Below are 23,977 nucleotides of genomic sequence, written 5' to 3'. Positions count from 1 at the left end.
GAGTAAAACTATGCCAAGATCAGTAAATCATGTTGCTTCAAAAGCAAGAAGAAAGAAAATTTTGAAATTGACCAGAGGTTACTTTGGTGCAAGAAAAAATGTATGGACCGTAGCAAAAAACACTTGGGAAAAGGGTTTAACTTATGCGTTTCGTGACCGTAGAAATAAGAAAAGAAACTTTCGTGGACTTTGGATACAACGTATCAATGCTGCTGCACGTTTAGAAGGAATGTCTTATTCTAAACTAATGGGTGGTTTGCATAAAGCCGGCATTGAAATAAACCGCAAAGTTTTAGCTGATTTAGCAATGAATCACCCTGAAGCTTTCAGTGCTATTGTAGCTAAAGCAAAAGCTGCTTAATATTATATTAGTCAATAGCTTTATATTTATAAAAAAGCGCTAGTACTTTCATTAGTAACTAGCGCTTTTATTTTATATACATTTGACTTTGGATCGATACAACTTAATCAAGCACTCTAAAAAGCTTGTTATGAACGCAAGTGAAGAAGGAGTACATGACTGAGGTCTTGTTCTCACAGAAACCTCTATGAGCGTAATTCATCCTTCGCCACAGCCATCATACCTTCTACCTGCGCCAAGGCTAGCATACGACCGTGAAAAGAGTAGCCAGGATTATAACCCTTATCAGCATCATCGAGCATTAGTCGTCCATGATCTACACGCATGGGGACAGTGGAACATTCTTTCTCAAAAATACGAACTAATTCCACTAAATGAGCACGGCCTTCTAAGTGGGAGGCTTCAATGAAGTTACCCTCTGGAGTAACATTGGTGCTACGCAGATGCACGAAGTGAGTACGCTTTGCAAAACGACGAGCCAAAGCAGGTACATCGTTGTGCAGACCAGCGCTAAGTGAACCGGCACAAAAAGTTAGCCCGTTATGTAAGTTATCTACTGCATGGAGGATCCAGTCAATATCGTCGGCACTAGTTACAATACGAGGCAATCCTAATACCTGAAAAGGAGGGTCATCAGGATGAATACACATGTTGATGTTCCATTCTTCACAAACGGGCATTATAGCAGATAAAAAGTAACGGAGATTTTCTCGCAAGCCGTTACGATCGATGCTTTGGTATAGGCTTAACAGGCGGTTGAAGATGGCTACGGGATTTTGATCACCTTCTTTGATGTTGCCATTTACAAACCCCTGGGTTTTCACGATGATGGTGTCTACCAACTCGTCTTTCTCCTCCTGAGTCATAACGACAGCCAGCTCGTTCACCTTGGAAAGCTCTTCATCCGTATAATCGGCCTCTGCACCGGAACGCTTCAATATATGACAATCAAAATAAGCAAAACGTATCTTATCAAAGTAAAGGGAAGAGGTTCCGTCTGCCCACGGGCGCTCCAAATCCGTACGAATCCAGTCAATAACGGGCATAAAGTTATAGCAAACCGTCTTCACTCCTGCCCGCCCCAGATTGATCAGACTAAGCTTATAGTTTTCAATTAACGCATCACGCTCCGGCCCCGCATATTTTATCGCTTCAGACACCGGCAGACTTTCCACAACCGACCAACGCAAACCGAAAGATTCGATATACGCTTTCATATCTTTGATTGCGTCGAGATTCCACACCTCTCCGTTAGACACTTGATGTAAGGCTGTCACAATGCCTTCTACTCCTATTTGTCTAAGCATAGTAAGAGTTATTCTGTCGTTCTTACCAAACCATCTCCATGTTTTTTCCATTGTTTTATCTTTTAATCCTTTTGACCTTATTAAAATAGGTCCAATGTCAACTATAAAGTGATACATTTTCCTTGTTTATCATCGCATCACGGAATATATCGTCTTTTCCCTCGAAAAATTAGGCCGGTTGTTACTGTTAATCCATATAGCATCCTATTGTTGGAGGCATAAACCTAATATATAAATAATAAATTTCCCAAAGCTATAAAATAAACTGTTACACAAAAAGAAAAAGAAGGCTTATTCATCTGTTTGTAAGTGCCTAATTTTACTATTGTCTACATACAAATCAAACTATAGAGGTTGTTCAACTCTTTGTGAATAAATAACGGATTGAGAACAAAAGGAATACACTCCCTAGAAATTGCTTATTCACCTCTTTGAAAGTACATAATTTTACTATAATCTACAGATAAATCAAACAGATAGAGGTTATTCAACTCCTTTTGAGTACATGACTGTTAAAGATGAATGAAATAGAAGCTTCGGAAAATTACTTATTCATCTCATCATGAGTACATAATCCTACAATTTATTGTTTATATTTGAGTTTAGCTTCATAAATAGACTCAAACCATTGACTCATGTCTTTTTAAACAAGTAATCTAGCCTTATAAACAGAGAAACTAAATGGCTCTAAATCTAAAGTCACTCTTAAAACTTTCACATAGGAGCATTCTCATAATTGCTGATCTTTAAATGATATTGTTCCAAGCTATCCAAATTATGCACAGGACGCTCTATATCATAGGGAATGGGATGACAACTGAACTGCTGAAAGTAAAGCAGACAGGCATCTTTCCACCACACAGCATCTCGCGTTTGAATTTTCAAACGACGCTGCACTTCGTGAAAACGTTGCGAATCAACGAACGGCTCCATAGTATCCCATGTTTTCTGAAACGAACGTGCCTGCTGCACACCTTGATCATAAGTATAGCAAAGCTCGTCCCAGAGGGTACGCCCGCTTTTCATCTTATGATTCCACGGCACATGATGAAACCAAAGCAAAAGATTTTCCGGACAAGTTTGCACATCATTATACATCTCACACAAGGGCGACTGATATTGTGAAACGGCATTACTACCTGTACTGCTACGATCAAATCCCACACCTACACTATCTGCTTTATGATAATAAGTGGGCAGCCAATCAGCACGTGCACCAAGCACATTACACCAAGGTTCAGGACCATAATGATGCCCGAAAGCAAAAAGGTGGTGTAGCCCAAGCGGCATCATATAATCAACTGCCGCTTCCCGAGATTGTAGCATCATTTGTCGCACTTGAGGAAGGAACGTAGTCTTCCAAGAAGCAACAGTCAAATCCATTGATCCTTTTATAGGCTTTATACTGCTTGATGCTCCATTCTTCCATTCGTAACCTATATTCTTCGAGGTAGCCCCAATTGTATCATTTTGACTTTCATTATCTGAAAAGGTTTGCTTAATCCACTCATCGGCTATTTGTGCCGAAGTAAGTTCGTTATTCCATGATAATCGGCCGAAAGCGTACCAGTTGGCTTGCGCAAAAGGATGCCCACACCAATTAGCATCATCACCGATATTTGCCACTCCGGCAATAGCTGTTAGTTGATGTGGATAGACTGAACCATCCGTGACACAAGCCACCGTAGAACCCTGCCCATGTTGATAGGTATCGCTTTCCAAACATTCCTTCCACAATGGAGCCAAATAAACGAGATGATTGGAGAAACCCAAATACTCTTGCGTAATCTGAAACTCAGGCATTACGGCTGTTTGTTTCATTGCACCAAACAACGGACTGAATGGTTCGCGAGGTTGAAAGTCTATCGGTCCATTCTTTACCTGTATAATTACATTATCTCGAAACTTACCGTCCAATGGCATAAACTCTTGATAAGCTTGCTTGGCACGGTCACTATCTCCCGGACTGTAAACGAATGCACGCCACATCACAATGCCTCCATGAGGTTGTAATGCATCGGCCAGCATATTTGCGCCATCGGCATGTGTACGACCAAAATCTTGGGGACCAGGCAATCCTTCAGAATTAGCCTTCACCAAAAATCCGCCGAAATCGGGAATCAAACGATAAATCTCATTCACTTTCTCTTTCCACCAACACCTAACGGAGGTATCAAGAGGATCGGAAGTTGACAATCCACTCAACTCAGCAGGTGAAGAAAAATTAATGGATAAATAGACCTTAATCCCATAAGGGCGAAACACTCCTGCCAAAGCTTTGACCTTCTGCAAATATTCTCTTGATAGCATTTGTGGAGTGGCATTCACATTATTCAACACCGTAGCATTAATGCCAATAGAGGCATTAGCACGAGCATACTCTTCATATCTCGGCGAAAGTGTATCTGGCAACTGTTCCCAGTGCCAAAGAGAACGACCGGCATACCCACGTTCCACTGTACGATCGAGGTTGTCCCAATGATTCAATACCCGTATCTTGTAAGAAGGAGATTCAGATATATTTAATTGAGCTGTCAGTTCACCCGTCTGCTGCAAGCGTAGTAAATGATACACTCCATAAAGAATACCTGCCTCGCCAAACGAAGCAACAGTTATCTTCTTCCCATCAGCAGATGTGCGAATGGTGAATCCTTCCTCTCCAAGCTTCTTCCACTCTTTCTTTGTTTGCACTTGGAGTTCAACGGGTGCACCTCTCCATGCTTTTCTGAGTTCAGTAGCTGCAATAGTCAATGTCGGAGATTGTTTTTTGCAGATTACTTCAGCTTTTGCATTAGCAGACATTCGAAGCCAGAGATTATCTATCTCACCAGCTTTTATCATTAAAAAGAAAGAGCAAAATATATACAAAAAAAGAATTTTCTTCATCTTTGTTAAATCAATAATTAATCGCTATTTAGGAAAAATAATACGATATCTGCCACTTAAATGCATCACTGAAAAGAGCCTCAACAGCCCGTCGTAGTAAGCATCAAAATAGCCATCAGCATAGGGTTCATGACGCTCATTCCATAACTGTTGAACAAATTCACTGCTCTTATCATGAGTGCATACAAGTGAAACTGCAGCCGAGGTTGCTACCAGCCCCAACGAATGGCGCAATGCAGTATACCCTCCGGCAGGTAATATCTCAGTCACGGTAGAACCATCGATGTTATACTGGTCAACAAATGTATGAATTCCCTGTGAATACAAGAAATCCTGAATCCTGTTTCCATATTGTTGTTGCCACTCTTTATCGACACAAACCCAAGAATAATCTAATGCAATATTCATAGGTACACGCCAAGAATCAAAGCGGAAAGCCTGACCAATTACGTGACTTGTATTTAAAGGTGAGCCATCATAGTTAGAGTAATCCGGATTAAGTCCAGTAACCGGATGAGTTGCTTTATGGAGGTAATTACGACTAGCCTCAGCACATTCTCTCCAGAAACTTGCCCTACCATCATTGGCCCAACGAGCCCACACTTCATAAAAAGCGGGTACATGATAGGAAGGGTCAGTAAAAGAGCCTCCCCAAGCATCCGGAGAAAATGTAATGAGCTTATGCTCTTTGTTAATCAAATTAGCAGCTCTACCTTTACCCTCCTTATTCATTGCATTGTCCAAGATATACTGCGCCTCTTTCAGATAATCAATCCCCGTAGTATTTCCCCAACGATTAGAAGCGAAAATTAAAGAAGTGACATAATATAATTCACCATCAGAAGCCGGGCCCTGAGCATTTCGCATCCCATTAATCTTGCAGCTCCAGGCAAAATACCCTTCTAAATTTCCATCCGGATGTTGCATGTATTTCTTGCTCCAGCGCCACAAACGGTCGAATATGTCTTTCTTATCTAACTGTACAGCTATCATCATACCATACGACATACCTTCTGTTCGTACATCATGATTTTTAATATCTGAGATATAAGCCAGAGAATCACCCACCTCAAAATAAATTTTATTTGGGCCAGAGAAAAGAGATTGGAATACATCCTCTACTTTCGCATCAATCTCCTTCTGAGTATATCCAAGCTCAGCAAAAATATTCCGATATTTTAGTGTTTCAAAAGCTCCTTTATCCCAAGGTTTCATCGCATTTATAACTTGGAAGCTCATTAGAAGAAAAGCAAACAGAAATACAAATGTGCGTCTCATAGTGATCAATTTTAGGTTATTAAATCTACAACATGTTAAGAGAACTATTCTCCTCCACCATCAATGGTCTTAATAGTACCATCAGCATTATACTCCAACTCGCAAACTTTGAGACTACGAAGCCAAGTGCGTCCGCCCGAAGGCACAGTATCATGATGAAAAAGGTACCACTTTCCTTTAAATTCACAGATGCCATGGTGAGTAGTCCACCCCACCACAGGAGTAAGTATCACTCCCTGATAAATGAACGGACCATAAGGATTATCGCCAATAGCATAACACAGTCTGTGCGTATCGCCTGTTGAATAAGAAAAATAATATTTGCCGTTATATTTATGCATCCACGATGCTTCGAAAAACCGACGTGCGTTGTCTCCTGCTGTCAATGGTTGGCCATTCTCGTCCAAAATAGTGATAGCTTGAGGCTCTTCAGCAAAGCCCAACATATCATCGCTTAGTCGAACAACCCTTGATGGCAAAGCAGGTTCATCACCTTCTCCCAAAACGGCAGACTCTTGTGCTTTGTTGTTACGATATCGCTGCAACTGGCCACCCCAAAGGCCACCAAAATACATATAAGACTGACCATCTTCATCTTCAAACACAGCAGGGTCTATGCTGTAACTTCCTCTAATTGGGTCAGGTTGAGGTATGAAAGGGCCTTCGGGTTTATCGCTTATCGCCACACCGATACGGAAGATATCTGTCTGATCTTTCAGTGGAAAATAGAGGTAGTACTTACCATTTTTATAAGCACAATCAGAATCCCACAACTGGCGGCCTGCCCAAGGAATATCCTTTACTTGGAGTGCCACACCATGATCCGTTACCTCTCCGTCAATGTCTTCCATCGAAAACACATGATAATCACACATGTCGAAATGATCGCCATTATCATTCTCGGGAATACCACTCTCACGATCGTGTGAAGGGTAAATGTAAAGTTTTCCATTAAAAACGTGTACTGCAGGGTCGGCCATATAGTCACCCGGAACAAGGTATCGTGCTTCTTTTTTCATAATCTTATAGTATAAATATTAATTAATTATTTTTGTTTACAGATTTTAAAATAGCCTCTACAATAGGTTTAGGCTGATGATTGCGATCGAACAGTAAAGGATAATCCTTACGCCCCCTAATAGGCCAATCGTTTCGCCAAGAGTCAGCATCAGTCACTCCCCAAACTGTCACTCTGCTAATTTTATCACTATGCTTCAAAAACAAATTGAAAAACTCCTCCATTCGGGTATTCCAAGCCTGTGCCACAGAATCGGGCAATGCATCAGGATACGGATTCATCTCTTTTTTATATTCGAAGTTGGTTCCAACATCAGCACCTATATTTTGCTTGGAAGTAGGCAGAATGGTCATATCTATTTCAGTAATCATCACCTGCACTCCAGTATTGGCAAACGCCAACAAACTCTTTTCAAATTCCTTTGCTACAGGAAAATCCATCTGCATATGCCCTTGCATACCTACGGCATCAATACGAATACCTTTTGCCTTCAGCTGAGTAACCATCCGCACCACAGCATCGCGCCGCCCTTTATGCGCCATGGAGTAATCATTATAATAAAGTTCTGCGTTGGGGTCAGCCTCATGTGCAAACTGAAAAGCAAGCGGAATATAATCTTCTCCTAGTATCTCATAGAATTTGGTTTTGCGATAAGATCCGTCATCTTCAAAAGCTTCATTCACCACATCCCATCCTTGAATACGACCTTTATAACGTCCTACAACAGTATGAATATGATTTTTCATTCGCTCTATCAGTACCTCGCGTGATACATTTTTCCCTTCTTTATCCACACAAAACCAAGGTGAAAGCTGCGAATGCCAAATCAGGGTATGTCCGGTGATAGCCATTTTATACTTCTCGCCAAACGCAACAAAGCGATCGGAGCGAGTAAAGTCGTAACGATTCTCCTCAGGGTGGATGACTTCACTTTTCATGCAATTCTCGGCAGCCACGGCATTAAAATGTTGCTTGATGAGGCGAAGTCCCGCGGTGTCTTGTTCCGAAGTTTGTGCATCATTCACCGCAACACCCATCAAGAACTTTCCTTTAAGTGAAGTCTTTAACGAAGGCTGATGCTCATTCTCCACGGTTTTACAGCTAGACAAAAAGGCTAGCAAAAACAAGGGAAAGGTTAAATAATAAATTCTCATAAAATAGCGCATTATAGTTATCTAATTTACTCTTATTACTTTACATACAATATGCTCAAAATAAAACTTACCACTTCAGCGTGGTGAACTAGTTAATTCAGCGTGGTGAATTAACTAGTTCACCACGCTGAATTAACTAGTTCACCAGCCCCCTCTCACAGCGCCTGTAGAGGGGTACAAAAAGGCATATTGAAACTTCTTCAAAATTGACAAATAGATTATTCTACCCGGTTCATATTTCGGGCTGAGCATTATCATCTTTTGCTCTTCTATCAGCTAACTCCATCTGTATTTTTTCATTCAACTGCTTGGAAATAGGATAAAAGAAAAGTGCAACGACTCCGATAAAGAACGTGATGGCCGGAATAACACTCGAAGTAAGTTTGATACCCATAATAGCAGAATCAGTTTGCACCGTATTGGGCACAAAGCCGAACGCATCTACAATACTTCCACAGATAGCACCTCCCACTCCCAAACCGGCTTTCAATGCAAAAACAATTCCTGCAAAGACAAAACCTGTCGCACGTCGATGGTTTGCCCACTCCGAATGATCGGCCACATCACCCATCATCGCCCAAAGAAGCGGAATTGTTGGAGCATAGGCCATACTTTTCAGTAAGTTGATCACAAAGATCAGTCCTACATTGGTAGAGTCAACCAGATAGAATAAGGCAGTGAACACTCCTGTTAATGCCAAACAAAGAATGAATACATTACGCTTGCCAAAGATATTAGAGAGGTATCCTGATAAAAGGATAACTCCGAGCAACGTCACAATCTGTCCTGTCATATTAAAAAGGCTGAAGCCTACAGCAAATACATTACTATGATCGGGCAAGGCAATCAATCCGAAAGCATCAAGAAACTTATGTATCGCTCCATACGTATTACCGTCCACATTAACTAAACCAAAATGTTGAAGGAAGTCGAACAAAGCTGTCTTATCTACAAAATAATTAAAGTAGTAAGACATGCTACTACCCCATAATGCAAGAGTGGTAAATAAGAAGAGTGTAAGAAAAAACATTGATTTCCAAGGACCATTGTGTACTATGTCTTTAAAATCTTGTCTAATGGAACTCTTTTGATTAGCCGGAGGAGTAATGCGCTCTTTCGCCGTTAAAAAGGTGATAACCAACAACACCACGACTATCACGGCAAACAGTGAGATGGTAATGAGCCAACCCTTCTGAGCATCGCCATGTCCAAACTTAGAGACCAAAGGTAGCGTAAGTCCTTGCACAATAAATGTGGCAATAGTAGCGGTAACAAAGCGTACGGATGAGATGCTGGTACGCTCCTTTATATCACTCGTCATCACTCCCCCCAATGAAGAATAAGGAGTATTGTTAAACGAATAAATAGACATCAACAGAGTGTAAGTAATGCCGGCGTAAAGAATCTTTCCCCTTTCACTAAGATCCGGTGTAGTAAACGCCAGAATGAAAAATAGAGCAAACGGAATAGCCGTCCACAATATCCATGGGCGATACTTGCCCCAACGGGTGTTGGTTCGGTCGGAAAGGATGCCGACTAATGGGTCGACAAATGCATCAAAAATACGGGCTACCAACAAGATCATACCGGCTGCGGTAGCCTTGATGCCAAAGACATCCGTATAGAAAAAAAGTTGAAACATCATCATCATCTGGAAAATGAGGTTCGCCGAACCGTCACCCAGACTGTAACCAATTTTTTCGCCAAGCGAAACTTTTTGAGAAGAGCTTTTCATCACATTTATTTGTTAGTATTAATATTCAGTAGTAAAAGGAGAAGCAGGAAGTCCCGCTTTATTAGCAAGATTGATATCCGCCGGATTATCATCCCATCCATAACGAACCAACACAGGGTTCGCTATGTCTTCATTCCAAACAATCACTTTATTACTTTCTATACGAGCCTTAGCCCATTTGAAGACTCTATCTTTGCCTGCAATAGAGAAGCCTTTCAATTTAGGTACAAGTAGCAAATCATCCGTACCACTACGAAAAGAAAGAATTATTTTATCACCATCGGTTGTTGCTGATTCATACACAGGACCCTCTGACACAAGTTTTTTATCTCCATAAACTAACTTCTGAGCTTGCAATGAAAGGCGATGCCCTACTTCTTTCTTACTCAATGGATGAATATCATTCCATTCTCCTAAATCTATAGCCACCGCAAGTGCCGTATTGGGTACAGTGCGAGTAACCTCCAATTGCTTATTTCTCAATTCCGCCCAATTACTCTCAATTGGTTGTGAGTGCGATTGCATAAAATTAGGTAACTGCACGATAAAAAAAGGTAATTCAGGAGCATCGAGTTTACTTCTCCAATCAGCAATCAAAGTAGACAACAGAGCACCGTATTCATTGTACTTACCCGTATTAGATTCACCCTGATACCAAATCACTCCGGCAAATTTGAAAGGAAGTAAAGGAGCAATCATACCATTGTATAAACCAACTGGTTTATATTGAAAAGAGATTTGTGAAGGCATGGCAGGCATCTGAGTACCTAAATGGTGTTTCCATTCTCCCAACAGACTAATTTCTTGATCTCCACATAGAATCTTATATGGCTTATCTTTTACGAATTCAGGACGACCGCCATAGCTTATCAAGCGTATAGTTATGTTATTCTTTCCGGCTTTCAACAAATGAACAGGAATCTCATAAATACGAGGAGGATAACGATAAGACACCGTGCCCACAAATGTTCCATTCACATAAACAGAATCAGCATCTGCTATACATCCCAAACGAAGAGTTGCTCCTTTGCCAATGAATTGTTGTGGCACATCAAAGTCCTTACGAAACCAATGTGAACCATTAATCGGATTGAATCCATTCGCAGCCCATGACACATCAAATAATTCCGTTTTAGTCCAAGATGAATCATCATACTGCGATGCATACCATGGCTGACTACCATGCAAGCCTTCATCTGATTGATAAAGTGCGATGTTCCAAAGGTTTTGGCTTTCCCGGCCCAACTTTGTCACATCAGCTATGTATTGGTCTGATTCACAAATTCTTTTATCATTAAGATATAAAGGGAAAGGCTTCAGACCTTCTTCGCTAATCCATGCTTCTATAGGTGAACCTCCTACGCTAGAGTTAATAATGCCAACAGGCACTTTAGTCTTGGCATAAATATCTTTTGCAAAAAAATAGGCCACAGCCGAGAAAGACATCGCATTTTCAGGAGTCAAGGATTTCCATTCAACTGGTTTTATATCAGTTTGCGGTCCGTGAAAATTATAATTCCAAGGCGTCTTGACATAACGAATCATTGGATTGCTATCCGCCTCTGCCTCTGCACGATACTTATCTATCACTCTGGAGATAGGAAGTTCCATATTAGACTGCCCCGAGCAGAGCCAAACGTCGCCAATTAAAATATCTTTTAGCTGTATCTCATTAACATTCATAGTATAAGGTCCTCCCGCCTTCATCGGCGGTAAAGCAATCTGCCAGTTACCTTGTGCATCAGCACGGGTTTCAACCTTTCTTTTCAGAAACTGAACTACAACTTCTTCATTAGGATCAGCCGTTCCCCAAACAGAAATTGTTTGTTCTCGCTGAAGGACCATCCCATCCGCAATCAAAGTAGGTAGTTTGACTTTTGCTTCACCCAATTGGGTAAAGCAAAAGACAAACAGAACAATCAAACTAACCTTACTGAAAACTCTCATAACTAACCAGTTTTATTTTATTTATTTTTACTTTCAGGTGCACCTAGATAAGAAGGTTTCAAACCTCCAGCATCCAACATTAGCTTTTGCAACACAATCCCCGGATCAAGCGAACGAAACCGCAACGTATGCTTTCCTGGAGTCGTTATCCGATGAATGGTTACTGTCCTATTAATGCTGTTAGCTTGCCAACTCTCCATCAACCTGGTATCATACGTCTGATTGATATTAACTATTTGTTCTTTATCACCATCAAAAGAGACAGCATAACGCAAACCTCTATTTCCATTAAAATTAAGCGTTGGAGAAACCAATACATTCAACTTCATATCACCAATAGAAGTCAGTTCCATGTCATACTCCAGATAGGTTTCTCTATCCGGCAATAACGTTACAGGCATTGTAGTCACTCCTGAAAGAGTTTTCCCCAGAGCGGGAATTACGATCCAATGAGTATCTACTCCATCCATTGCCCGAGTATAATGTTCTGCCTCCATAGAAACATAACCATCCGCTTCCACAAATACAGGAGGAAGTGGTGCCATTTTATTCTGAGGCACACGCTTTAACGCAGGCATTACGTTATGCTCCGGCTGCTGCCAATAAGTGTATCCTATATGTGTCTGATCCATCATGTGGTTCCATTTACCTCCCGATATCTCCTTATTATAATGCCGAGTGAGCAACGAATCTCGTACATAGCACGTCTCTGCCTTGGCTGCCCAAAGGTTAGCTTTTATATCTTTCTTGTCAGCCAAATCATGATTCATCGCCACTGCATAATAGAGTTCGTATAAATTAGCACAAGCTTGTATGGGAAAAAGTACCAACTGATCATAAGCATCCCGACAATCGGCAGGCAACAGATAGTTTAGCTTCAGAGCGTCGAGCAACAGTGTTTTATAATCATCGACCGCTATTTGAAACTCATCATAATTATGCAAACTGTATGTTTTCTCATTCAACAGTTCGGGAGTTACACGACGGTTATATTTTGTGTATGTATTGATAAGGCGAGCCGCTTCTTTAGCATACTGCACACCAAACTGACGAGCACAAAATTCCTCCGTATGCTGTAATAAATTATTTTCATTAAATCGTTCAGGATTCCAGGCCATATCCATAAAAAACTGAATAGGATACTCCATCGGTTTCAAATCACCCACATTCACAATCCATAGCTCATCCACACCATAGTGATAAGTCAGATTCATTTGTTCCCATATACGTTGTATCTGAGAAACATTGAGCCATTTATAATTTCTCGGACCACCCACATAATCAAAGTGATAATACATGCCATAACCACCCTTACGCTTTTTAGCCGAGAGCTCGGGCAACTTGCGCACATTACCCCAGTTATCATCACAAAGCAGCAATGTTACATCATCCGGCACACGCATGCCTTTATCGTAATAGTCCTGCACTTCTTTGTAGAGTGCCCATACTTGAGGCGTCTCTGAAGCTTTTCTTTTAGTAACATCTGCAATAATTTTGCGCTGATCTTTAACAATGTTCTGCAACAAGGAAATATTAGCATTCTCACTCATAGGTTCATCTCCATCACCACGCATACCTATAGTGATTAATGATTCCCAATCTTTAGAGCGTTCAATACCTGTTCTCCAGAAATTCTTTAATTCAGCACTATTTTTAGAATAATCCCAGTCACCATTTCCACGGCGTTTCCAATCCTGTTGAGCCAGTCCCATTGGTTCATGATGAGAAGTTCCCATAATAATCCCCATCTCATTTGCAAGTACCCCGTTATCCGGATCATCATCATAAAAGGCATTCCCCCACATAGCAGGCCAAATAAAATTGCCTTTCAAACGAAGAATCAATTCAAAGACCTTCTCATAAAATTTGTGATTGAATCCGCCAAACTGTTCGCGTGACCATCCACTAAGCGCAGGTGCCTCATCATTCAAGAAAATTCCTCTGTAGGTTACAGCAGGTTCTCCATCTGTATATGTTCCTCTATTTATATATAAATGTTCTTGCTTGCGAACAGGTACATCCGCCCAATAATACCAAGGCGACACTCCTATTTGTGCAGAGAGTTCGTAAACTCCGTAAACAGTACCACGCTTGTCACTGCCGGCAATTACTAACGCCTCATCTACTCCCGGAAAGGGTTGTTGAACCGTTTGGATAAGGAATTTCTCTCGTTTGCCTCTGAGTTGCGCGCCATCTATTTTATTCTCTTTAACCAGTTGGTCAATGAAACGGCTATGACCGATAGTACCAATAATGATTTGTTTTTTAGCATCACCGGTCAGTTGACTGAATGCAACCGGCATAATGCCCGTCACACGGTTGATGTCTTGCCGTAGGGCGGTTGCACTTCGTTTGACTGCAACCATCTCCTGATCGTCTACCAGCAAGGGGGCCACAAAAGAGCCTTCCGCCAAGACAAACGCATCTTGTTTATCAGCAGAGACCATTTTTCCTACCTGAGCATACAAACCTTGCTGCATCCACAAAACGGCTAGTAAACAAATTATTTTCAGTTTAACCTTCATCGTTATCAATTTGTACCATGATAATAGTACCGCCCTTACGCATAATGATCTTATTTGTATTATTCATTATTGACATAGTTCTGACACAAACATACACAATAAGTTATATCTGATTCTCACACTTTTGTTTCCAATCATTCCTCGTTTGTTACATACATCTATACATCTGTTACAAAGCTTATCTCGTACGTTACATTACGCAATAAACTGCTACCAAAATACAATAAACGCAAAGAGATTGATTAGGATAGTGAATATATAAGCAGTTCAGAAAATATTAATTATCACTAAATTCAAATATAAAAGAACCATGAGCATGACACAGTAAATATTTATAAATATGTGTCCCTTTAGTTCCTGTTTTTGCTTAAAAAAGAAAGGTGTGATAAATTAAACTTTTAGCACACCTTCTTTTTTTAATAGTTATTGAAAAAAGAATCGAATACAACTTTTATTATAAAACAAATGTCTATTACGATCTATTTATTCATATCATTACCTTTCAGGTTAGGATTATTGTTCAACTCATTCTGTGGGAAAGGATAATACATTGCTTTCTCCGTCCAGCCTAATACTTTTAAAGGTTCAAGCCATTTAGAATCAGCCATACCCCAACGAAGTAAATCGAAATAGCGCAAGTATTCACCACAAAACTCTACATAACGTTCATGTTCAATAATATTCTTTATACTATTCATAGCAACGCCATTAATAACTTTACCACTTGTCAATAATTCATCTACATTAGGAATTGTACCAGGAGAATGTTGATACCATAAATGTGGCTGTTCAGATGGAACAACATTGTTTGCCCTGTTTCTAACTTGCTGAATATAGTATTTCGGACCAGAAGGATCTGTAATAGCTTTACTATCATTACCAGTCTCACTTAAACACTCAGCATACATTAGTAATACATCAGAATAACGCATCAAACGGGTATTAATGTCATTATCAGTTTCACTTAGCTGATAGTCAGGACATTCCTTTCTAGTTCCATAAAGATCATTATCCGAAGATAAATGCGCCATCATGTAATCCCAATCAGCAATATTCCCTTTTAATTCGGTATATTTAGCTCCATTAGGACACCACAATGTCATGTATCGACGGGGGTCACCATTCTCAAATTCATCATAAGTCTTTTTATTCGGAGCTATATTCCACCAAGAGCTACCTGTTCCATCAGGAACTCCAATTTCTATCCATCTCCAAGAATCAGAATTGTCTCCGCCTAGCCAATCTGTGCCATTGTACATTTGAACTTCAAATACTGATTCTTCATTATTTTCATACTCAGTTCCTCCCAATCCATTGGCGCGAAAATTATCCATTAACTTATACTCCTTACTATCAATAACAGCTTTTAACAAAGGCGCTGCTTTATCAAACTCAGCCGCTTGTCCCTTCTCGAGAATTGGACGATACATATATGCTCTTGCCAAATAAGCTTGCGCTGTACCTCGGGTAGCACGCCCTTTATTTGTTACATCAGCATAAAGTTCACTACGTACCGGTAAAAGTTCTGAAGCCCTTTTGAAATCACTAATAATCAATGAATCTATCTGTCCTGGTTCTGCATTAGTTGGATAATGATCTAATTGACTTTGTATCGTATGGTCAACTAATGGAATGGTTTCTCCAAACATAGCGCAAAGATGCATATAATGCAACCCTCTTAGGAAATAAGCCTCTCCTAACAATCTATTTTTCTCTGATTCAGTAATTTCTCCAGTAAAATTACTTATTTTTTCAATAGCAGTGTTTGACGCATGAACTCCCTCAAAGTATCCTTTCCATCCACTAGTGATATTTCCCTGGCTTGGAGGTGTATTATATGTATCTAGATATAATTCCTCACCTACACATTTAAAAGTATGATCGAAATCATCTCCAGGAAGTATCAGATAATAATATGCACCACGTCCATACCCACCTTCAACACCTTTAAAGCTGATTAAACACTGATAAGCCGGTGTAAGTGCAGCTTCTAATTGTTCGGCCGTCTTGTAATATGTCTCGACAGATAACTCCGATGGGTTGTTCAAATCCATTTCAGGAACACAATTACTTAGAATTACTGAAGAAGTGCACGCTAAGCATAATTGTAATATTTTTTTCATCTATTTTCAATTTTAAGATTTAACCCTTAGAACGCTAATTGAACGCCCATAAAATATTCTCTAGAATTTGGGAATGTAAGATCCCATGAAGTAGAACCATCAACGCCTCTCGTCAAGTTGGTTCCATCTGTTGTGTCCTGATCACCCACTTCTGGATCGAAGCCATTGTATTTGGTAAAAGTTAGTAAGTTCTTTCCACCAATATAAACTCTTAAATTGTCAATATTCAATTTATTAGTTAAACTCCTAGGAAGAGTATAACCTATCGTCAATGCTTTCAATCTCAAATAAGATCCATCTTCAACATATCGGTCTGAATTACGCATATTCTGATTTGGGTCACCCATAACAGCTCTTGGCATATTAGTGTTCGTATTCTTAGGATAAATAGTTGTTAACCCTGAGATTGGATTTACAAAAACTAACTCTTCTGCACGATAACGGTCCAATGTACTTGCAAAATTATTGTAATAATGATACATTCCCTCACCAAAATAACGGGTCTTATTATAGATGTCATTACCTTGAGAACCTTGCCAGATCATAGCCATATCGAATGTTCCACAAGCTGCTTTATAACTTACATCAGCACTCAATCCATAACTAAATTTAGGGATTGGATTACCTATATAGTCTTGATCTGCAACTCCATTTTTATCTCTATCAACAAAACGCACATCACCCAATGATGCATTAGGTGCAAAAGCTTTATCTGCATTCAACTCTTCTTGGGTACGATACAACCCGTTTGTCACATATCCCCAGAACTCTCCGATAGATCTTCCAACTGCTGTTTTAGAAATTCCATTGCTTGCCATAATTTCATTATTAGATCCAATGCTAAGCACTTCATTTTTTACGGTAGAGATATTACCTGTTACAGAATAGTCAAGCTTACCAACCGACTTCCTGTATGTAGCAGCAAATTCAAGTCCCTTATTTTCAATACTTCCGGCATTTAGTGTAGGCTTATTATCACTATATCCTGCTGCGTATGAGATGGGTATTTCCACCAACATATCCGATGTCTTCTTATAATAATAATCGGCAGTAAATGATAACTGATTATCAAACAAAGATAAATCTAAACCAAAGTCTGTGGAGTATTGGCTTTCCCACTTAACGTCAAGATTAGATGGAGTAACATCAAGTCCACCGGTATTTTTGCTATTGTTAAAATAATACCAGATTCCACTAAAAGCAACAGTACTCTGATACTGATAAGATTTGATATTGGAGTTCCCTAGCATTCCCCAGCTTGCACGTAATTTCAAATCACTGATAGCTGGAAGAGCCTTCATGAAGTTTTCCTGACTGACTCTCCATGCAACCGACAAAGAAGGAAAATTACCATAACGATTAGCCTTGCTAAATTTGGAAGAACCGTCTCGTCTAAAATTGAATGTAAGCAAATACTTGCTATCATAATTATAATTAATTCTTCCCAACATAGAGAACATGGCTTCGTTAGTGACTGTAGAATTAATAGACTTTGAAGTATCGTCCAGAGCTGTACCAAGAATAAGGACATCCTCACTTGGCATATCACGGGCTCCAGCAGTCACGCTCAAGCCTTTTGTTTCCTCGGAAGTGACTCCCATTAAAACATTTAGAGTGTGCTTACCGATGGTCTTATCATAAGAAAGAGTGTTTTCATACAAGAACCGGTTGGTCTTATAACTCGACATTGAATATGAATCAGGCGAATGGTTTTGATATGGTATTGAATAGTCTGCCTCATAATCTTGAACCATATATCTATACATATCAACTCCCATATTAAACTTATATTTTAGTCCTGGTAGGATTTCATAAGTAGCCCATGCATTACCATTGATAGTAGTCGTTTCACCTTTATGCCAATTTAAGTGTGCTTGTGCCAAAGAATTTGCAAGGTCTGTACCATTTCCGGCACCTGCATATCCAGTAGAACTAGTCTCATCATATAAAGGTAATGTTGGAGCCCATTTCAAAGCCAATAGCAGATTTTTATCACTCCAATCATGATTAGTACGTTTAAGAGATACAGTTTCTCCAAATTTGAATTTACCTTTCGTAAAATCAGAAATGAACTGCATACCATAATTTTTAGTGTCTTCTTTAATGAAAATTGGTTTATCTGAAGAGTAAAGACTATTTATTCTAAAACTCGCATTTTCAGAACCTCCGCTTATTGAAAGATTGTGTTTCTGATAAAAACCGGTACGCTTCAATGCATTGAACATATCATATCCTTGACCAATAGAAGCAGGATCTTTATATGCTTTTAAATAATCATCCGCCTCTCTTTTACCAGCATTCCACAACTCCTCATTTACTAATTCTGCCAATTCTTGTCCATTAAGCATATCAATATTATGTGACAAATTTTTTATACCAGCAAATCCATCATAATCGACCTTTACCTCACCAGTGATTCCGCGTTTTGTCGTAATAACAATTACACCATTTGCACCACGAGCACCATATATAGCACAAGATGCTGCATCTTTCAAGATTTGAATACTTCCAATGTTGGCTTCGTCTGGCACTGAACCACCGATCATGCCGTCTACAACATAAAGAGGGTCGGTGTTATTGATGGAACCGACACCACGAATTTTTATTCTTCCATTGGTAACCTGAACACCTGCCACCGAGCTCTGCAAACCTGCTTGCAATCCTCCGGGAACCTTATTTAGCTCTTTGGCCGGCAAAACAGCAATCGCAGATGATAAATCCGCTTTTTTCTGAGTACCATAACCTACCACCACTACTTCTTCAAGTAATTTTGCATCATCTTTAAGAACTATTTGCAATAAAGTATTTCCATTTACCGGAACCTCTTGTGGCTTATATCCAACAAAAGAGATAACAAGTGTAGCATTCTTCGGCACATGCAATGCAAAGTTACCATCCAAATCAGTAATAATACCGTTTGTGGAACCTTTCTCTATGACACTGGCACCGATAATCGATTCACCAGTAGCATCTTTGACCACTCCTTTCACAGTGATGTTTTGCGCAAATGCCCATAGAGGCATAAGGCATAATAGAATAAATAGACCTAACGGCCTAGAATAATAATGATTTGTGTTTTTCATAAAATCACATGATTAAATTAGTAACGATAAACAAATTCGATAAAAAGTTTAAAATAGGTAGAGATAGATTTATGTTTTCATCTTCATTCATAATATTTAAGGATTCAACAATTTATAATTTCACCGATGCAAATATACAAATAAGTCATTCGGGAACCTTCACAAAGAGTATCACATCGTTAAGCAAACGTTACATCGATTTGCGTTTTAGTTACATTCGCTTGCTCGCAGGTTACTTAATTAAGAAAAAATGCAAAAATGCCATTAAAAGCTTGGTCCGACTATTGCAATGTTGTATATTCCCTATGCATTGAAAAATAGAAGCGCGATTATTCATTTCAAATTATCGCCTATTTCAACAACAAGCTTATTGGATATTTTGTAACTTTGCGTTTCTAACTATTTAATTCTTCTGTTAACCATCTATCTGCTATGAAAACAAAATCATTGTTGCTGTTTTTACTGATTGAATTATTCACAACTAATATTTATTCGCAGTCAATCCGGCTTTTTACTGTAAATAATGAATTATCGAGTAGCCTGATAAATCAAATCTATCAGGATAAAAAAGAGATAATTTGGATTGCTACAGAAAATGGGCTAAACAAATATGACGGTTCGAAATTCGTTGTATATAAGCATGATAAAGATGTTCCTAACTCCATATTAAATAATTATATACGAGTAATATATGAATGTACAAGCGGTATATTCATTGGATATTTTAATGGACTACAAGTATATAACAGAGGAACTGATAAATTCATTGAAATTCCAATGCACTTGTTAGGAGGATCATCTATCAAGCCACATGTTACTTCAATTGTCGAAAAAGACAATGGGGACATTCTAATAGGAACTGCCGGGCATGGATTATTTATCTACGATCCTCAAAAGAAACAAGCTTATCAATCAAAACTCTCTATCAATGCTTATTTTATAAATACTCTATTTGTTGATAAAGAAAAGAATCTATGGATATCGACTAAAGACAAAGGACTCTTATGCATAGACACTAAAAACAGATGCGATCAATACTTTATAAAGGACCAAAAAACAAATAACATAACGTGCATTACTCAAGATAACAATAATACGATCTATGCGGGAAGTTTCGCAAAAGGTCTTTTTGTATATAACAACAATGCCAAAACCTTTGCTCAGATTCCTCTTTCGTCTCATCTATCCATAAAAAGTCTCGTTGCAAAAGATGGGAAAATACTAATTGGAACGGATGGAGATGGGATGAAAATTTTCGATATTAAGAGACGAAAAATAACTGAAGCTGACTACAACACAAGTACTTCTAACTTTCACAAATTCAAAATTCATTCTATAGCTATAGATAAGAAAGATAATCTCTGGCTGGGAATTTATCAAAAAGGAGTCATGCTATTGCCGATCAAGAATAATCAATTCAATTACATTGGCAACAAATCCAGCACTTATAATTTTATTGGTTCCAATTGCGTCATGTCAATATGTAAAGATAGCCAAGGAGTATTATGGATTGGCACAGATAATGACGGAATTTATGGTATTGACCTGATCAAAAAAAAGCGCGTTCACTATAACAGCGCCAATTCAAATGTTCCTTCAACAATTATGTGTATATTCGAGGATAGCGAGAAGAATTTATGGATTGGTTCTTACATGCAAGGAATGGCCAAACTAGATAAGAACACAGGCAATTGCCACTACATAACAAATCCTTTAAACAATGAAATCGATAATATAAAAAGCGTATACAGTTTTGCGGAAGATTCTGAAAAAAACTTATGGATCGGCACCATGGGATCCGACCTTTATTGTATGAATATCCTTTCGGGAAAAATTACGTCATATCATAGCGGTAGTGGCACAAAATACCGGGAAGACAGTAACATATTGCATAATGGATGGATCAATTGTTTGCTATACACCAAAAACAATCAGCTATATATAGGCACCTACGATGGCATGGGATGTTTTGATCTTAACAAAAAGAGCTTCACCACAACCTATAAAAAGAATAGAATACTATCTGGAAATGTTATCTATTCACTTTATGAAGATAAAATAGGAAATATTTGGGCAGGAACATCAGAAGGATTGATATGTATCAATCCTGAAACTCACAAAGAAACATACTATACGACCAAAAATGGACTGACCAGCAATACTATTTATGGCATACAAGGCGATAAATTAAACAACTTATGGATCAGTACAAGCTTTGGCATATCAAGATTGACTCAGGGAACTAACCAATTTCAGAATTATTACGCCAATGACGGTTTACAAGGAAATGAGTTTAGCAGAAGTGCAACATGCACAGACAAAAACGGGCATATATACTTTGGTGGGATAGATGGCATTACTTCTTTCGATCCTCAAAAAATAACCAATCCTGTAAAAGCATTAAATCTCAGAATAACCGACTTTTACATACACGATAAAGCAGTAAGAGAAGGAGATTTATCAGGCAGTTACAATATTATCGATACTAATGTAATGGAAGCCGACAAATTTCATCTATGCCATAAAGATAATTCTTTCAGTATTGAATTCTCTACGACGGAATTTAATAATCCAGAACGCATCACCTATATGTACTCGATGAACAATGATAATTGGGTTACTTTGCATCCAGGCATTAATCGAGTTTCATTTAGTAATTTGTCTCCTGGAACTTATCACTTCAAAATAAAAGCCAAAGATTACAATACCTACTCAAATATTAAGGAAATCTCAATAAGAATAGACCCGGTGTGGTATGCCTCCATGATAGCTAAATTAATCTACTTTATTTTATTCGTATTAAGTGTATATATTATTATAGAGCAAATTCGTCAACGTCAGCAAATTCGCAACGAAATGCAAAAGCATATTCACGCCGAACAAATAAACGAAGCTAAACTACAGTTTTTTATCAATATATCTCACGAGATACGCACTCCTATGACACTAATTCTTAGTCCTCTACAAAAGCTAATATCTACTGATAAGAATGGAGAACGTCAACTTACATACAACACAATATATCGAAATGCCGAACGTATCCTCAGACTCGTTAATCAATTGATGGATATCCGAAAAATAGATAAGGGACAGCTGATTCTAAAGTTCGAAGAAGTCAATATCGTTAGTCTTGTTAAAGATTTGCTTTCAACCTTCGAATATGAAGCCAAAATTAAACAGATCGATATAAAATTTAATCCCCAGACTGAAAATATTAGCGGGTGGATAGATCCAACGAATTTTGATAAAATTGTGTTGAACTTATTATCCAATGCATTTAAGTTTACCTTTGAGAAAGGAGAGATTGAGGTTTGGATACAAAAAAGAGAAAACATAAATGCAACAAAACCTGAATTACAAAAATATATCGAAATAATAATATCTGATAACGGGATTAATATTCCAGAAGATGAAATAAACCGCATATTCGAACGATTTTATCAAATAAACAACAACCTTAATAACTCCAATGTAGGTACAGGAATAGGTTTACACCTAACCCATTCATTAATAGAACTACACCACGGAAATATCAGAGTAGAAAATAATAAAGATAAAAAAGGCTGTCGCTTTATTATTCAAATACCTTCAGGTAAAGAGCATTTAAAAACAGAAGAAGTACAAACTAAATCGACGAATAGGAAAATACAGATAGCAACAGCTATGCCTCTTAGTCAAGATGAAAAATCCGAAAATAAAACACGTAAAAGTAAAAATAGGATTCTTGTCGTAGAAGATGATGAAGAAATACGTAAATACATCTGTAACGAATTGTCTGGTGAATATCATATAATTGAAAGTTCTAACGGAAAAGAGGCACTCAATATTGCATTAACCAAAATTCCTGATTTAATTATCAGCGATATTATGATGCCTGAAATGGACGGGCTATCACTTTGCCATAAAGTTAAACAGAACATAACAACAAACCATATTCCAGTCATTTTACTAACAGCTAAAGCGAGTGAAAACGACCAGTTAGAAGGATTGGAGAATGGAGCGGATGCCTACATCGTCAAGCCATTTAACATAGCCATTCTACAAAAAAGTGTGAAAAACATTATAGCTAACAGAGAAATTCTAAAAAATAGTTTCAATGGGCAGCAACAACAAGACAAAAATGTTAAGAAGATTTCGCTAAAATCACCTGATGATAAACTCTTGGAGAAAATAGTGAATGTCATTAATAACAATCTGAGTAATCCAAATCTAAACGTTGACATGATTGCAACTGAAGTTGGTATAAGCAGAGTCCATTTGTACCGAAAACTTAAAGAACTTACAAATCAAACAACTCAAAACTTCATACGAAATATAAGATTGAAGCAAGCTGCTACATTATTAGCTAAGAAACATCATAACATATCGGAAGTTGCAGCTATAGTAGGATTCAACAATATAACTTATTTTTCTAGTGCCTTTAAAGAACTTTACGGAATCTCTCCAACTGAATATATGGAGGATCACCTTAAAAATGAAAAGAAAGAAGAAAAAGAGTGATTATATTACATAGCAAATAGCTCCACTTTCTTTGTGTAAAAGTGGAGCTAACGTCTCCAT

The 23,977-nt window shown here is 38.5% G+C and carries 12 protein-coding genes; 2 read left to right on the top strand and 10 right to left on the bottom strand.

The genetic code is table 11. The features are described from left to right. Nucleotides 1-10: 10 nt before the first annotated feature. Nucleotides 11-361 (top strand): 50S ribosomal protein L20, encoded by a 351-nt coding sequence (gene rplT / locus BQ5338_RS06850; protein ID WP_071146095.1) that lies wholly within the window; start codon nucleotides 11-13, stop codon nucleotides 359-361. Nucleotides 362-546: 185 nt separating this feature from the next. Here the strand turns inward: rplT and uxuA are convergent, their stop codons facing one another. The 10 genes from uxuA to BQ5338_RS06800 all read right to left on the bottom strand — a co-directional run bounded on the left by uxuA (nucleotide 547) and on the right by BQ5338_RS06800 (nucleotide 19,417). Then, entirely contained in the window at nucleotides 547-1,719 is a 1,173-nt protein-coding gene (uxuA, locus tag BQ5338_RS06845) for a mannonate dehydratase (RefSeq protein ID WP_071146094.1), read from the bottom strand. 663 nt (nucleotides 1,720-2,382) lie between these two features. Beyond that, nucleotides 2,383-4,554, bottom strand: coding sequence for an alpha-glucuronidase (locus BQ5338_RS06840; protein ID WP_071146093.1), 2,172 nt, complete (start codon nucleotides 4,552-4,554; stop codon nucleotides 2,383-2,385). A gap of 24 nt (nucleotides 4,555-4,578) precedes the next feature. Beyond that, the gene (locus BQ5338_RS06835) at nucleotides 4,579-5,832 is read right to left on the bottom strand and encodes a family 8 glycosyl hydrolase (protein ID WP_078063420.1); all 1,254 of its coding nucleotides are present in this window, start codon (nucleotides 5,830-5,832) and stop codon (nucleotides 4,579-4,581) included. 44 nt (nucleotides 5,833-5,876) lie between these two features. Beyond that, nucleotides 5,877-6,851, bottom strand: coding sequence for a glycoside hydrolase family 43 protein (locus BQ5338_RS06830; RefSeq protein WP_071146091.1), 975 nt, complete (start codon nucleotides 6,849-6,851; stop codon nucleotides 5,877-5,879). Between the two features lie 22 nt (nucleotides 6,852-6,873). Then, nucleotides 6,874-8,004 carry an endo-1,4-beta-xylanase gene (locus BQ5338_RS06825; RefSeq protein ID WP_071146821.1) on the bottom strand — a complete coding sequence of 377 codons (1,131 nt, stop codon included), beginning with the start codon at nucleotides 8,002-8,004 and terminating at the stop codon, nucleotides 6,874-6,876. Nucleotides 8,005-8,236: 232 nt separating this feature from the next. After that, a complete protein-coding gene (locus BQ5338_RS06820; protein WP_071146090.1) occupies nucleotides 8,237-9,739 on the bottom strand; it encodes an MFS transporter in 1,503 nt (500 codons plus the stop codon). A gap of 18 nt (nucleotides 9,740-9,757) precedes the next feature. Then, on the bottom strand, nucleotides 9,758-11,686 hold the full coding sequence (locus BQ5338_RS06815; protein WP_071146089.1) for a sialate O-acetylesterase: 1,929 nt from the start codon (nucleotides 11,684-11,686) through the stop codon (nucleotides 9,758-9,760). A gap of 17 nt (nucleotides 11,687-11,703) precedes the next feature. Beyond that, nucleotides 11,704-14,211 carry a glycosyl hydrolase 115 family protein gene (locus tag BQ5338_RS06810; protein WP_071146088.1) on the bottom strand — a complete coding sequence of 836 codons (2,508 nt, stop codon included), beginning with the start codon at nucleotides 14,209-14,211 and terminating at the stop codon, nucleotides 11,704-11,706. A gap of 479 nt (nucleotides 14,212-14,690) precedes the next feature. After that, nucleotides 14,691-16,334, bottom strand: coding sequence for a RagB/SusD family nutrient uptake outer membrane protein (locus BQ5338_RS06805; protein ID WP_071146087.1), 1,644 nt, complete (start codon nucleotides 16,332-16,334; stop codon nucleotides 14,691-14,693). 26 nt (nucleotides 16,335-16,360) lie between these two features. Then, nucleotides 16,361-19,417 (bottom strand): SusC/RagA family TonB-linked outer membrane protein, encoded by a 3,057-nt coding sequence (locus BQ5338_RS06800; RefSeq protein WP_071146086.1) that lies wholly within the window; start codon nucleotides 19,415-19,417, stop codon nucleotides 16,361-16,363. Nucleotides 19,418-19,849: 432 nt separating this feature from the next. On the opposite strand from BQ5338_RS06800, the gene BQ5338_RS06790 reads away from it, so the two are divergent. Next, complete coding sequence (locus BQ5338_RS06790) at nucleotides 19,850-23,917, top strand: hybrid sensor histidine kinase/response regulator transcription factor (protein WP_071146084.1); 4,068 nt, start codon at nucleotides 19,850-19,852, stop codon at nucleotides 23,915-23,917. The last annotated feature ends 60 nt before the right edge of the window (nucleotides 23,918-23,977 follow it).

The sequence above is a fragment of the Bacteroides ihuae genome (assembly GCF_900104585.1).
Taxonomy (GTDB): domain Bacteria; phylum Bacteroidota; class Bacteroidia; order Bacteroidales; family Bacteroidaceae; genus Bacteroides; species Bacteroides ihuae.
Note: the sequence above shows the minus strand (reverse complement) of the source record. Positions and strands in the feature narration are given on the sequence as shown.